Origin of the sequence: Corallococcus sicarius, assembly GCF_003611735.1 — a bacterium.
GTDB classification, from domain to species: domain Bacteria; phylum Myxococcota; class Myxococcia; order Myxococcales; family Myxococcaceae; genus Corallococcus; species Corallococcus sicarius.
The window spans coordinates 1-12,226 of sequence record NZ_RAWG01000295.1 but is presented as its reverse complement, the minus strand read 5'-3'; the positions used below and the strand labels follow the sequence as shown (position 1 = coordinate 12,226).

The following is a 12,226-nucleotide window of genomic DNA, read 5'->3' as shown; positions in this document are numbered from 1 at the left end:
CCACCCACCCCGTCACGCCGCCTTCACCGTTCCTGCACCCGCCATGCCGGACGGCATCAACTCCGCGTACACGTCCAGCAACATCGGTCCCGCGTCCGGGGTCTTCACCGTCGCCGGGCCCGCCTTCAGCGCCTCGCTCACCGCGGCCGCCAGCGACTGCTCGTCCCCGGCCTTGAACAACCGCGTCCCCTCCGGGCGCGCGCACACGTCGCTCGCCACGCAGGGCACCCCCAGCGCCAGCGCTTCGCGCACGGAGATGGAGTCCCCGTCGTGCGTCGTGGGCCGGATGAAGGCGTCGCTCTGGGACAAGAGCCCCAGCGCCTTCGCATGCTCCAGCTCGCCCAGGTCCTCCAGGAGCCCTGCCACCCCCAGCTCCCGGGCGTCGCGGACGAACTCCTCGGAGCGCGTGCCCGGGCCGAACAGCGCCAGGCCCACGTGCGGATGCGCTTGGGCAATCAGCTTCAGCGCCCGGAACATCTGCTTGCGCCCGTACACGGGCGACGGGTGGTGCGCCATCGTCAGCAGCGGCTGCCGGCGCGCTCGCGCGGCCTCCACCTCCGGCGTCACCGGACCGGGCTGCACCTGCGACCCACAGAAGGCCGGATGCATGAGGACCTTCCGCGCCGGCACGCCGCACGCGATCACCGCGTCGCGCACCGCCGGAGACACGGCGACCACGCGCGCATAGCCCGCGAGCGCCGTGCGCGCGAACACCCGCCGGGCCTGGGACGCCGCCAGGTAGTCTGGAATCAGGCCCGAGTGCAGCGTGATGACGCGCGGCGAGCGGGGCCCGGGCATGCTGCCCACCAGCGCCGCCAGCATCCACGCCTTCGGGTTGTTGCCACTGGTGTGCAGGTGGACGGTCCAACCCGCGGAGGTGAATCCCGCGAGCCGCAGGCCGAACGCAGCGGCGCCTTGCACGGGGAGGACGTCCGGAGCCGGCCGGCCACCCTTCCCGATATCGAGCACCTTCGTTTCGACCCCACGGCCGCGAAGAAATTGATGGAGTTGTCGGACGTGGATGGCCACGCCCCCGTAAGGCGGCGGGTAGTCTCCGACGAGCAGCACGCGCATGGGCAAGCTCCCTGGTCCAGAGTCCTGAAGTCGGCCTAGCGGGCCGAGGCCTGCGAGACGGGCCGGGGAACCTGGGAGAGCTTCGGTGCCGAGCGCGCGGGCAGCAGCCCCATTTCGCGCTGGTACGTGGTCAGCGGATCCGGATCCTGGCGGATCACCTTCGCGGGCACGCCCGCCACCACCGCGCCCGCGGGCACGTCCTTGACCACCACCGCGTTGGCGCCAATCACCGCGAAGTCGCCCACGTGGATGTTGCCCAGCACCTTGGCCCCGGCGCCAATGCGCACGTAGTCGCCAATCACCGGAGCGCCTTCAATGCCAGAGCGGCCACCGATGGTGACCTGCTGGGAGATGAGGACGTGGCGGCCCACCTTCGCCGCCTTGTGGATGACCACGCCGATGCCGCCGTAGCCCAGCTGCGTCCCCTCGCCCAGCTCCGCGTCCTCGGGGATGTAGGAGCTGTGCAGGTAGTAGATGGCCTTGCGCAGCACGGCCGGCAGCAGCGGAACACCGCGCATCCGAAGCCCATGCGCCATCCGGTACAACGTCATCGCGTCGAATCCCATCACGCCTCTCCCTCGCCCTCGCCCGTACTTCGTGCTGCGGAAACTAAGTACCCACGCGTGGAGAGGGAAGTCCTCCCCACGCGTCTGATTCCAGACACCGTTCACACCGCCCGGCGGGGCCGCAGGGACTGCAGCGCGCTCCAGGGACGAACGCCCTGCGCATACAGCACCACCACGTACCCCACGACGAAGAGCAGCCCCGCCACCGCCAGGGGCAGCACACGCCACAGGAAGCCCGCGGGCAGGTCCATCCACGCGTCGTGCACGCCCGAGCGCAGCAGGAAGATGCTGCTGCCCGCCGCCACCGCCGCCAGCGTCGCCTGGCCCAGCTCCCGCCACGGGATGACGTCCGTGAGGCCCAGCTTCCGCTTCGGGGTGGACAGCGCCGCGGGCACGCGGGCCAGCAGCATGCCCTTGCCCACGACCTCCGCCAGCGCCCAGGAAGCGATGCCGCCCATCATCCCGAAGTACTTCACACCGACCCAGAGCAGCGGCACCGTCACCACCGCCTTCACCAGGTACGAGGCGAAGATGGCGCGCGTGAGCCCCCGGGCGCGCAGCGTCCCATCCATGGGCAGGATGGACAGCACCACGCCCAGCACGCTCACCCGGAAGATGGGGACCGCGGGCAGGAACTTCTGGCCGAACATCGCCCCCACGAACTCCGGCGCCGCCGCGAAGAGGAACGCCGCGAAGGGCAGGAACACGTACGCCAGCTTTCCAGCCGCCTCCTTGAACGCGTCCACGCCCTCTTCCAGCCGGCCCTCCCGCTCCAGCTCGCCCAGGCGCACCATCAGCACCTCGCTGGTGGGCGTGTAGAGCAGGTCCACCACCGGCAGCTGGAAGCAACCCACCCGGTAGAGCGCGTACATCGCGGGGGCCACCACGCCCGCCACCGCGTACAGGTGCGCGTTCTGCTGGGGGATGGCCAGGCACATCGCCGCACCGAACGGGGCCGAGTACAGCAGCTGTTCGCGGAAAAGCTTCCGGTCCACCAGCGGCCCCTGGACGCCGCGCAGCGACACCAGCCACGTCGCCGCGTAGCGGAGCCCCGCGAACGCGGCCACCGCGATCATCATCCCGTGCAGAGAGAAGCCCAAGAGCGGCGGCAGCACCATCACGCCGGCACGCACCGCGTCGGACACCAGGTACACCACTGCGGACGCCTTCGTCTTCCCCTGGCTGGTGAGGGAAGTCTCGAGCGGGTAGCTGCCCAGGAAGAACGCCGTGTAGAGCGCGAGCGACGCGCGGTACTCCATCAGCGCCGGGTTGTTGAAGTAGGCCGCCACGTGGCCCAGGAAGGCCCACACCAGCGCCGCCGCCACGAGCCCCGCGCCCGTCACGAAGAGCAGCGCGTGGCCCACGTAGGTCCGCTTCGCCTCCGTGCGGGGCAGGAAGTAGTAGAGGCTCTGCACCACGCCGAAGGGCAGCACGTAGGAGAGCGTCGTGGCGATGAGGAACAGCTGGTAGTACGTGCCGTACTCGTCCAGGTGCAGCACCCGGGCGAGCACGAGCGGAATGGACAACGTCAGCCCGGCGGTGAAGAGCCGGGCCAGGACCAACGGGCCGGCGCGCCCCAGGAACGACGGGGACGCGGCCGGCTTGGGTGATGCACTGCTCACTGGAGCTCCTCCGGCTGCGCCGCCTCCAGAACCAGGGCCGCGTCCGCCGCCAGCACCACCTGGGGGCTGTCCACCGCCGCGGCAACCCGCGCGTCCGTCGTGAAGCCGGGCTCTGTCACCTGCACGACCTCCACCGGCGTCACCTTCGCCAGCGTTGACTGCGGGACGACAATGCCGTCGATGACCACCTGGTTCGTGTCCGTCGCCTGCGCCTTCACGTGCTGCCGGTGTCCCAGCACCGGGTGGCTCATGCCCAGCACGCCGAAGCAGTCGTCGAACTGGCACACCGTCAGCGCCGACGAGTAGTCCCCCGTCATGCCCAGGCTGAAGTTCTCCCACATCACCTTGCGCTTGAGCGCGAACGGGTCGCCGCCCACGCGGTTGGGCAGGTCCTCCGTGGTGACGCCCGAGCGGAAGCCGTTGTCGCGCAGGATCTGGATGATCTCATCCGAGTACCAGCCGTTGCAGTAGGCGAAGTCCTTCACCTGGACGCCGACCTCGCGCTCGATGGTGCGCTTGGACTCCACGATTTCATGCTCCACCACCGACGTGGGCTCCTGCGTCAGCACCGTGTGGCCCAGCGTGTGCGCGCCGAACTCGAAGCCGTCGCGCGCCATGGTGCGCACCTCGTCCCAGCTCATCACGTCGCCCTGCTCGGGGACGAGGTCCTCCCCGCCGCCCAGCTGCTGCTCCAGCCCGTCGATGATGCCGGTGAGGACCCGCGTGGGGTGCTCGCCGATGAAGTCGTCCAGCGCCGCGGACACCGTCTTGTGGCCGGAGAGGATGGGCCCCAGAAGCTGCACGGAGGGGCCAGGCATCGTGTCGAAGTCCGGGCGGAAGCGCCGGTCCTGGACCTTGCGCAGCAGGTGGAAGAGCCGGTCGTGGTTGAAGCGCTTGTCGGTGTCGATGAACGCCGTGGGCAGGTAGGTGATGGCCGGCACGCCCATCTGCTTGAGCACCGGGTACGCGTACCGGTAGACGTCCCGGTAGCCGTCGTCGAACGTCACCACGAAGAGGTCCTTCTTCGCCGTGCGCCGCCCCTCCATCACGTCCACCGCGTCGCCCAGGCTCGCCAGCTCGAAGCCCGCCGCGTGCGCCTCTTCCAGGTGACGGCGGAACGTCTCCTGGGAGATGAGCAGGCCAGGGATGGAGCGCTGCAGCTCCCCGGTGAAGTCGCTCACCACCCGGTGGTAGCTCACGATGAGGATGCGCCGTCCCCCGGACTGCGACCGGCGGTACGCCGCCATCACCTTGCGCGCCCCCGTGTAGTGAAGCATCCCCGCCGCCACTGACTTCGCCGCCCGCCGCAACACCTTGCCTGCCATCACGCCTCCTTCGCGGATCCCGCCGCCCGCCTGCTCCCACTGCCGGAACAGGCCCCGGCCACCGTGTCTGCACGAGCGATGCCAGGACGTCAGGACAGGGAAAATGGCCGTAAAACCACTGAATCCATGTGTGTGGAGGGGATCCAGGGCACCTACTGGGCTCCGACCGGGGTGCACCAGGGCAGTTGGCCGCCCACCGATGGAGAAATCCTTTCAGCCTCCCGGAGAAGCAGGCGGAGGAGACAGGCGTAAAAACTTCCCTTCCTCCCGCGGGCAGGTCCGGGAGTTTCACTGGTGAACAACGGGGTTTCCGGCTACGAAACGCCCCGCCGATGCCTCCTCCCGACCCAGGCTCCGCGCCCCCGCCCGCGCTCGCCCTTCATGACGTGAGCAAGCGCTATGGGCGCCGGTGGGCGGTGGCACGGCTCACCTACGCGCTGCCCCCGGGCCGCTCGCTGCTGCTCACCGGGCACAACGGATCAGGAAAGACGACGCTCCTGCGCCTCATCGCCACCGCGCTCAGCCCCACCGCGGGCCGGGTGGAGGTGCTGGGCCGGGACGCTGTCGCGGACCGGGAGGCGGTGCGCCGCGACGTGGCCCTGCTGTCCCACGCGAGCTTCCTCTACGAGGACCTCACCGCGCACCAGAACCTGATGGTGCTGGGGCGGCTGCTGGGCGTGGACGCGGCGGAAGACGTCACGGACGGGCTGCTCAACCGCGTGGGGCTCAGCCGCCGCACGGACACCCCGGTGCGCGGCTTCAGCGCGGGCATGCGCAAGCGCCTGGCCATCGCACGGCTCCTGATGAAGTCCCCCGCCCTGGCGCTCCTGGACGAGCCCTTCGGGGAGTTGGATCCCGCCGGCATCCAGGACATGGAGGGCGTCATCGCGGAGCTGAAGGCGGGCGGCACCACCGTGGTGCTGGCCACGCACCTCATCGAACAGGGGCTCACCCTGTGCGAGGAGCGGCTGCACCTGCAGGATGGCCGGGCGGTGGTGGCATGAGGAAGACGCGCCCCTTAAGCCTTCTCAAGACGACCCTCGTCCTCATCCGCAAGGACCTGCTCATCGAATGGCGCACCCGCGCGCGGCTCAACGCGCTGGTGTTCTTCGCCATGGCGACGCTGCTGCTGTTCTCCTTCGCGCTGGGCCCGGACACCAAGCTGCTGGAGCGCAACGCGGGTGGCTACCTGTGGCTGGCCATCCTCTTCGCGAGCGTGCTGTCCCTGGGCGAGTCCTTCCGCGTGGAGACGGAGAACGCCTGCCTGGACGGCGTGCGCCTGGCCCCCGCGGACGCGCGCGCCATCTTCCTGTCCAAGGCGCTGGGCAATGCCCTGCTCCTCCTGGCGCTGGGCGTGGTGCTGGTGCCGGTGATGGTGGCCCTGTACGGAGTGCGCATCGTCACCGGGTTCGGTGACCTGGCGAGCATCCTGGTCCTGGGCAGCCTGGCGCTCAGCGCCCCGGGAACCGTCTATGCGGCCATCTCCAGCCATGCCCGGGCGCGGGATGTGCTGCTGCCTCTGCTATTGTTCCCGCTCGTCATTCCGGCCCTCCTGTCCGCTGCCAAGGGGACCACGCTCGTGCTCCAGGGGGACCCGATGCAGCAGCTAGGCTCCTGGCAGGGGCTTTTGCTCGGGTTCAACCTGATTTACTGGGGCGTGGGGTTCGTGTTGTTCCCGCGCGTCATCGAGGACTGAAGGATGGACAAGTTCGTGAAGTGGGGACTGCCGGCGCTCACGCTGGGCCTCTTGGGCTGGGGCTGGTGGCTGGGGCTCGCCTGGGCGCCGCCGGACCGCGAGATGGGCGACGTGCAGCGCATCATGTACGTCCACGTGCCGCTCCAGTGGATGGCCATGCTGGCCATGTTCATCAACTTCGTGGCCGCGGTGACGTACCTCATGCGCCAGTCCTGGAAGACGGACGCGCTGGCGGAGTCGGCCGCGGAGGTGGGCCTGCTCTTCGGCACGCTGGGGATGATCACCGGCGCCATCTGGGGCCGTCCCACCTGGGGCGTGTACTGGTCGTGGGATCCGCGCCTGACGTCGGAGGCCATCCTGCTGGTGGCCTACACCGGCTACCTGGTGCTGCGCCGCTTCGTGGAGGACCCGGAGAAGCGCGCGGTGTGGAGCGCGGTGGTGGCCATCATCGGGGCCATCAACCTGCCCATCGTGTGGTTCTCCGTGCGCTGGTGGCGCAGCCTCCACCAGACGCAGTCCAGCCCCAAGACGGTGGACCCGCAGATGGTGCTGCCCCTGCGCGTCGCGGCCTTCGGCATGCTGGCGCTGATGGTGCTGTTCCTCGTGCACCGCTACCGCATCGCGTTGGCCGAGCGGCGGGCGGAGGTGGCCCTCCCGGAGGCGCTGCCCACGGACGATCCCGCGCTGCGCGCGGCCCAATCCTCGAAGGTGGCCTGACCCATGATCGCGCTGACCTCGCTGACTTCCGTGTCCTCGCTGATGGTGCTGGCACAGGCCTCCTCCGTGGGCAGTGGCCGCCTCGTGGGCGGCTGGGGCTATGTAGGCGCCTGCTACGGCATCACCGTGGCGGCCTTCGTGCTCTACTCGGTTTCCCTCTGGGCCCGTCGCCCCCGCGCCGCGTCCGATTCGAAGGAGTGAGCCCCATGACGCCCGTCAACCGCAACCGCCTCGTCGCGCTGGGAGCCCTGCTCGTGGCCGGCGCCGGACTCGCCTTCGTGGCCTTCGGCAACATCGGCGACAACCTCGTCTACTACTGGAGCCCGTCGGAGCTGCTCTCCAACGGGGACAAGGCCTACTCGGCCACCATCCGCCTGGGCGGCGTGGTCCAGCCGGGCAGCATCCAGTGGAACGAAGCACACACCACGCTGGAGTTCCGCGTCGCGGACGACGCGAAGCCGGAGTCGAAGAGCGTGCACGTGCGCTCGCTGGAGACGCCTCCGCAGATGTTCCGCGAGAAGATTGGCGTCGTGGTGGAGGGCACCTATGACCAGGGCGGCGTCTTCACCTCCAACCGCCTGATGGTGAACCACTCCAACGAGTACCGCGCGCCCAAGGAAGGCGAGTCCCCGCGCCAGTGGCAGGAGACGCTGGCGGAAGGGGCCACCACGGCCGCCGCGACGCCTCCGGGGGCGCCGTGAACGGAGTCCTCGGTTACGGGCTGGTGCTGGCGGGCCTGGCCTTCGCGGCCTTCGGCGCCATCCTCGGCCTGGTGGGCGGCATGCGCCGCACGGACGCGAGCTACCCCTGGGTGCTGCGCGCGGTGTGGGGCTTCGCCGCGTGCATGATTGGCAGCAACCTGGTGATGGTGGAAGCGCTCATCAACCACGACTTCAGCGTGAAGTACGTGGCCCAGGTGGGCAGCCGCGCGACGCCGCTCATCTACACCATCGTGTCGCTGTGGAGCGCGCTCGAAGGCTCCATCCTCTTCTGGGGCCTCATCATGGGCGTGTACGTGGCGGCGTTCGCCTGGGTGCACCGCCGTGAGCACGCGCGTTACATGCAGCTGGCGCTGGGCACCATGCTGGCGGTGGGCGTCTTCTTCGCCTTCCTCATCGCGGGCCCCGCGAACCCCTGGGGCGCGGTGTCGCCGGTTCCGGCGGACGGCCCTGGCCCCAACCCGCTGCTGCAGAACCACTTCCTGATGATCATCCACCCGCCCATGCTCTACCTGGGCTACGTGGGCATGACGGTGCCCTTCGGCGTCGCGGTGGCGGGGCTGCTGCGCGGGGAGATTGGCGAAGCGTGGATGGCGCCCCTGCGGCGCTGGACGCTCATCGCCTGGATGTTCCTCACGCTGGGCATCGTGCTGGGCTCCTGGTGGGCGTACGCCGTGCTGGGCTGGGGCGGCTACTGGGCGTGGGATCCGGTGGAGAACGCGTCGTTCCTGCCGTGGCTCACCGCGACGGCGTTCATGCACTCCACCATGGTGCAGGAGCGCAAGCGGATGCTGAAGCTGTGGACGCTCAGCCTCGCGCTGGCGAGCTTCGTGCTCACCATCCTGGGCACGTTCATGACCCGCTCCGGCATCTTCAACTCGGTGCACTCGTTCACCCAGTCGGACATCGGGCCCACGTTCCTCGTCTTCATCGGCGTCCTGCTGGTGGTGTGCATCGGCCTCCTGGCCACGCGCGGCCACCTGCTGGCGCCGGAGGGGAACCTGACGTCGCTCGTGTCCCGCGAGGCGAGCATCCTGGTGAACAACCTGGTGTTCGTGGGCATCACCTTCACGGTGCTCCTGGGCACGCTCTACCCGCTCGTCTCCGAGGCGGTGCGCGGCGTGCGCGTGAGCGTGGGCGAGCCGTACTTCAACAAGATGGCGGTGCCGGGCGGCATCGCGGTGCTCTTCCTCATGGGCGTGGGCCCGGTGCTGCCGTGGGGCACGTCGGACAAGGCGGCCCTGCGCCGGCAGTTCCTGGTGCCCGCGGCGGTGGGCGTGCTCGTCACCGCGGCCTGCCTGCTCGCCGGGCTTCGCGGCGTGTATCCGATCATGACCTTCGGCCTCGCCGGCTTCGTCACCGTCGTCACGCTGCGCGAGCTGGCGGTGCCGGTGCTCGTGCGCATGAGGGAGCGCAAGGAGGGCTTCGTCACCGCGCTGGCCACGGCGACGGGCAAGGCGCGCCGCCGCTTCGGCGGCTACGTGGTGCACCTGGGCATCGTGATGATCATCGTGTCCGTCGCCGCCTCCAGCGCGTACGTGACGCACACGTCCGGCACGCTGAAGAAGGGCGCCACGCTGACGCTGGACGGCTACCAGCTCAAGTACCAGGGCCTGTCGAGCGGCGAGGAGCCGCACCGCACCTTCGTCGCCGCGCGCCTGGAGGCGACGTCGCCGGGCGGCAAGGTGCTCGAGCTGCGCCCGCGGATGAACTACTACGAGCGGAGCACCGACCCCGTCGGCACCCCCGCCGTGTGGGAGTCGCCGAAGGAGGACCTGTACGTGTCGCTGATGGCCTTCAGCGAGTCCACCGGCACGGCGAGCTTCAACGTCTGGGTGTTCCCGCTGGTAGGATGGATCTGGTACAGCCTGCCCATCCTGCTGTTGGGCACGCTCATCGCCGTCTGGCCGCAGCGCAAGGCGGCGGTGGTGCGCGCGGAGGCGCCAAGCGTCGGCGCGGCCCCTCCCCTCGCGGGCGGTGACGCGGAACAGGGGGCGGCATGAAGCGCTGGCGGCTTCCCCTGGTGTTCGCCGCGGTCGCAGCGGCGCTGCTGTTCGTCCTCTTCAAGGGCTTCGGGCGGAATCCGCACGAGGTGCCCTTCATGCTGAAGGGCACGGCCGCGCCGCCCTTCGTGCTCAAGTCGCTGGACGGCGGCGAGGACGTGAAGCTCGCGGACCTCAAGGGTCGCCCGATGGTGCTCAACTTCTGGGCGTCGTGGTGCGGGCCCTGCAAGTACGAGCACCCGGTGCTCGAGTGGGGCGCGCGCGAGATGGGCTCCCAGGCCGTGTTCATGGGCGTCGTCTTCGAGGACACGGAAGAGAACGCGCGCGACTTCCTGCGCCGCATGGGCGCCAGCTTCCCGCAGCTCATGGATGAGCGCTCGCGCATGGCGGTGGACTACGGCGTCGCCGGCGTGCCGGAGACGTACTTCATCGACGCGGAGGGCATCATCCGCGGCAAGCACGTGGGGCCCATCGATCCGCAGACGCTGGCGCTGCGCGTGCGTGAGCTGACCCAGCCCGCCCCGGCGCCCACCGCCGAAGCCGCCCGCCAGCACTAGCGCCCGTCCGGGTGCCTGTCTCGCGGGGGGCCGGGAATCCGTAGTACATCCCTTCCGTCGGCGTCGAGTCAGGGGCTCCCCCGGGCCCCTGCACTGAGCGAGGTAGGTCCATGCAGTGCCCCGAGTGCGGTGAGAGCGCGGCGGACGTCCGCCTGAGTTACTGCGAGCAGTGCGGCGCGAAGATGCCGGCCAGGCCCGCCAGCGCCACGCCTCGCGCGGGGGGCCGGAGCGCGCGCCCGTCCCGGCCCATGACGGAGCCCTCCTACGCATCGGAGCTGATGGACGAGGAGGAGGAGGCCCGCCAGGGCCGTGCCCCTCCGGGCCGCGTCACCACGGGTCGCGCCGGCAAGACGGCTCCTCCGCCGGTGGTGGAGGAGGACGATTCGTACACCGGGCCCCGCTGGCTGAAGGACGTGCCGGGCCACTCCCAGAGCGTGCTGGGCGTGGGCGTGGTGACGTTCTGCCTGGCGCTCTCCATCCTCCCCTTCTTCCCCAACGTGGGCGTGCTGGGCACGCTCTTGACGCTCGTGGGCGGGGTGGCGCTCGTCGCGCGGGAGCTGAAGCGCGCCGGTGAGGCGCCGGGGTGGGTGGACCACGTGCCCGCGGTGCTGCTGCGGCCGGAGGTCCCCGCCGCGTACACGCTGCTGCTGCTGGCCCTCGCGGTGGGGCTCCTGGGCTTCAACCTGCTGCTCATCCTGTGGGTGGCGGGCGCGCTGCTGGTGGCCGTGGATCAGTACAAGCAGGTCATCGAGGGCCCGGATGGCGTGGGGCGCCACTTCGATGTCCGATCGCTGCTCGGCTTTCCCCGGGTGCTGGCGCTGGCGGGCGTCGCCACCTGCATCATCGCCCTCTTCCTCCCCTGGGGGGTGATGATGGCGGACGGGTCCGCGGTGCCGGACAACGCGCCGGTGCCCGGGAGCGTGCGCGGAGCGCCGCCGGAGCTGCGGGTGATTCCCAGCAACCGCCCCTCGGATGACTCGCTCTACCAGACGGGCGGCGTGGTGCGGCGCTCCGGCTGGGACCTGCCCGTGTCGGAGCTGCCGGAGCTGGCGCTGCTCGCCGTGCTGGTGCTGGCCGCGCTGCGCCCGGAGACGGAGCGGCCGGCCTTCACCCGCTGGGTGCCGGTGGGTGCGGTGAGCGTGAGCCTCCTCTGGGCGCTCGTCAGCGTCCGCCTCGCCGTGGGGCCCTTCGCCTTCCTCTTCGGCCTGGGCGCCGTGGGCTTCTATGCGGTGCGGCATGCCCTGGGCCGCGACGAGCCCGGCTCGCGGTACCCGCCAGAGGAGGACGCGCCCTACGATCCGGACCAGGACCTGGAGACCGAGCGCGACACGGGGTGAGCCCCCATGGCCCTCGTGACTCCGGTGGGGCGCGGAGGGTGGCCTGGGTGGCGGGCGTGCGTCCCAGGTTTCGCTGTGCAATACCGGTCAGGGGGCGGTAGTTAGGGACGGCCCCCGCTGGAGCCCTGATGACCGCCGTTCTCCTCTCGTTGACCCTCGCCCTGAGCCTCGCCACGGGGCAGTACGCGCCGCAGCAGGCCGCCAGTGATCCGCTCGCGCCGGCCCGGGAGGCGCGGGTGCAGCAGCTGGCGAAGAAGCTGCGCTGCGCGGTGTGCCAGGGGCTCTCCGTGGCGGACAGCCCGTCGTCCATGGCGCGCGCGCAGCTGGACAAGGTGCGCGAGCTGGTCGCCGACGGGAAGACGGACGAGCAGGTCGTTGACTACTTCGTGGCGCGCTACGGCGAGTGGGTGTTGCTGGAGCCGCGCGCGGAGGGCTTCAACTGGTTCGTGTGGCTGGGCCCGGTGGCGCTCGTGCTGGGTGGCCTCTTCGTCATCGTCCGGCAGCGGAAGCCGGTCCCCGAGGGCGCCGCGGTCGCCGAGACCGTGACGGCCCCCTCCCCTTCTTCCCCCCCGGTGCCGTCGACGGACGACGCCGACCCCTACCTCCAGGC

General features: G+C 70.4%; 13 protein-coding genes. 9 read left to right on the top strand and 4 right to left on the bottom strand.

The window, feature by feature from the left end:
- Window positions 1-12 precede the first annotated feature (12 nt).
- From D7X12_RS32650 to exoL, 4 genes are all read right to left on the bottom strand, one after another.
- Window positions 13-1,074 carry a glycosyltransferase family 4 protein gene (locus D7X12_RS32650; RefSeq protein ID WP_120629140.1) on the bottom strand — a complete coding sequence of 354 codons (1,062 nt, stop codon included), beginning with the start codon at window positions 1,072-1,074 and terminating at the stop codon, window positions 13-15.
- 35 nt (window positions 1,075-1,109) lie between these two features.
- Window positions 1,110-1,640: a serine O-acetyltransferase gene (locus D7X12_RS32645; RefSeq protein WP_120629139.1), complete on the bottom strand. Its 531-nt coding sequence runs from the start codon at window positions 1,638-1,640 to the stop codon at window positions 1,110-1,112.
- A gap of 101 nt (window positions 1,641-1,741) precedes the next feature.
- On the bottom strand, window positions 1,742-3,262 hold the full coding sequence (locus D7X12_RS32640) for an oligosaccharide flippase family protein (protein WP_120629138.1): 1,521 nt from the start codon (window positions 3,260-3,262) through the stop codon (window positions 1,742-1,744).
- Complete coding sequence (gene exoL / locus D7X12_RS32635) at window positions 3,259-4,509, bottom strand: spore coat polysaccharide deacetylase ExoL (RefSeq protein ID WP_341868253.1); 1,251 nt, start codon at window positions 4,507-4,509, stop codon at window positions 3,259-3,261. The genes D7X12_RS32640 and exoL overlap by 4 nt, the downstream gene beginning before the upstream one ends.
- Window positions 4,510-4,919: 410 nt before the next feature.
- On the opposite strand from exoL, the gene ccmA reads away from it, so the two are divergent.
- The 9 genes from ccmA to D7X12_RS32590 all read left to right on the top strand — a co-directional run.
- Window positions 4,920-5,591 (top strand): heme ABC exporter ATP-binding protein CcmA, encoded by a 672-nt coding sequence (ccmA, locus tag D7X12_RS32630; RefSeq protein WP_120629136.1) that lies wholly within the window; start codon window positions 4,920-4,922, stop codon window positions 5,589-5,591.
- Window positions 5,588-6,283: a heme exporter protein CcmB gene (locus tag D7X12_RS32625; protein ID WP_120629135.1), complete on the top strand. Its 696-nt coding sequence runs from the start codon at window positions 5,588-5,590 to the stop codon at window positions 6,281-6,283. The genes ccmA and D7X12_RS32625 overlap by 4 nt, the downstream gene beginning before the upstream one ends.
- 3 nt (window positions 6,284-6,286) lie before the next feature.
- Window positions 6,287-7,000 carry a cytochrome c biogenesis protein CcsA gene (gene ccsA / locus D7X12_RS32620; protein ID WP_120629134.1) on the top strand — a complete coding sequence of 238 codons (714 nt, stop codon included), beginning with the start codon at window positions 6,287-6,289 and terminating at the stop codon, window positions 6,998-7,000.
- 3 nt (window positions 7,001-7,003) lie between these two features.
- On the top strand, window positions 7,004-7,201 hold the full coding sequence (locus D7X12_RS32615) for a hypothetical protein (protein WP_120629133.1): 198 nt from the start codon (window positions 7,004-7,006) through the stop codon (window positions 7,199-7,201).
- 5 nt (window positions 7,202-7,206) lie between these two features.
- Window positions 7,207-7,701 (top strand): cytochrome c maturation protein CcmE, encoded by a 495-nt coding sequence (locus tag D7X12_RS32610; RefSeq protein ID WP_120629132.1) that lies wholly within the window; start codon window positions 7,207-7,209, stop codon window positions 7,699-7,701.
- A complete protein-coding gene (locus tag D7X12_RS32605; RefSeq protein ID WP_120629142.1) occupies window positions 7,698-9,722 on the top strand; it encodes a heme lyase CcmF/NrfE family subunit in 2,025 nt (674 codons plus the stop codon). Before D7X12_RS32610 ends, D7X12_RS32605 begins: the two co-directional genes overlap by 4 nt.
- Complete coding sequence (locus tag D7X12_RS32600) at window positions 9,719-10,279, top strand: TlpA family protein disulfide reductase (protein ID WP_120629131.1); 561 nt, start codon at window positions 9,719-9,721, stop codon at window positions 10,277-10,279. The genes D7X12_RS32605 and D7X12_RS32600 overlap by 4 nt, the downstream gene beginning before the upstream one ends.
- A gap of 110 nt (window positions 10,280-10,389) precedes the next feature.
- Complete coding sequence (locus tag D7X12_RS32595; RefSeq protein WP_244224923.1) at window positions 10,390-11,616, top strand: zinc ribbon domain-containing protein; 1,227 nt, start codon at window positions 10,390-10,392, stop codon at window positions 11,614-11,616.
- A gap of 128 nt (window positions 11,617-11,744) precedes the next feature.
- Window positions 11,745-12,226: cytochrome c-type biogenesis protein (locus tag D7X12_RS32590; protein ID WP_147443865.1), on the top strand; the 482-nt coding region annotated here is incomplete at its 3' end.

What these genes read in the sequence shown, in the direction of transcription:
- D7X12_RS32645 (WP_120629139.1), bottom strand. Translation starts at nt 1,640, where the DNA reads ATGGGATTCGACGCGATGACGTTGTACCGGATGGCGCATGGGCTTCGG.
- D7X12_RS32625 (WP_120629135.1), top strand. Translation starts at nt 5,588, where the DNA reads ATGAGGAAGACGCGCCCCTTAAGCCTTCTCAAGACGACCCTCGTCCTC.
- D7X12_RS32610 (WP_120629132.1), top strand. Translation starts at nt 7,207, where the DNA reads ATGACGCCCGTCAACCGCAACCGCCTCGTCGCGCTGGGAGCCCTGCTC.
- D7X12_RS32595 (WP_244224923.1), top strand. Translation starts at nt 10,390, where the DNA reads ATGCAGTGCCCCGAGTGCGGTGAGAGCGCGGCGGACGTCCGCCTGAGT.
- ccsA (WP_120629134.1), top strand. Translation starts at nt 6,287, where the DNA reads ATGGACAAGTTCGTGAAGTGGGGACTGCCGGCGCTCACGCTGGGCCTC.
- exoL (WP_341868253.1), bottom strand. Translation starts at nt 4,509, where the DNA reads ATGGCGGCGTACCGCCGGTCGCAGTCCGGGGGACGGCGCATCCTCATC.
- D7X12_RS32650 (WP_120629140.1), bottom strand. Translation starts at nt 1,074, where the DNA reads ATGCGCGTGCTGCTCGTCGGAGACTACCCGCCGCCTTACGGGGGCGTG.
- D7X12_RS32615 (WP_120629133.1), top strand. Translation starts at nt 7,004, where the DNA reads ATGATCGCGCTGACCTCGCTGACTTCCGTGTCCTCGCTGATGGTGCTG.
- ccmA (WP_120629136.1), top strand. Translation starts at nt 4,920, where the DNA reads ATGCCTCCTCCCGACCCAGGCTCCGCGCCCCCGCCCGCGCTCGCCCTT.
- D7X12_RS32600 (WP_120629131.1), top strand. Translation starts at nt 9,719, where the DNA reads ATGAAGCGCTGGCGGCTTCCCCTGGTGTTCGCCGCGGTCGCAGCGGCG.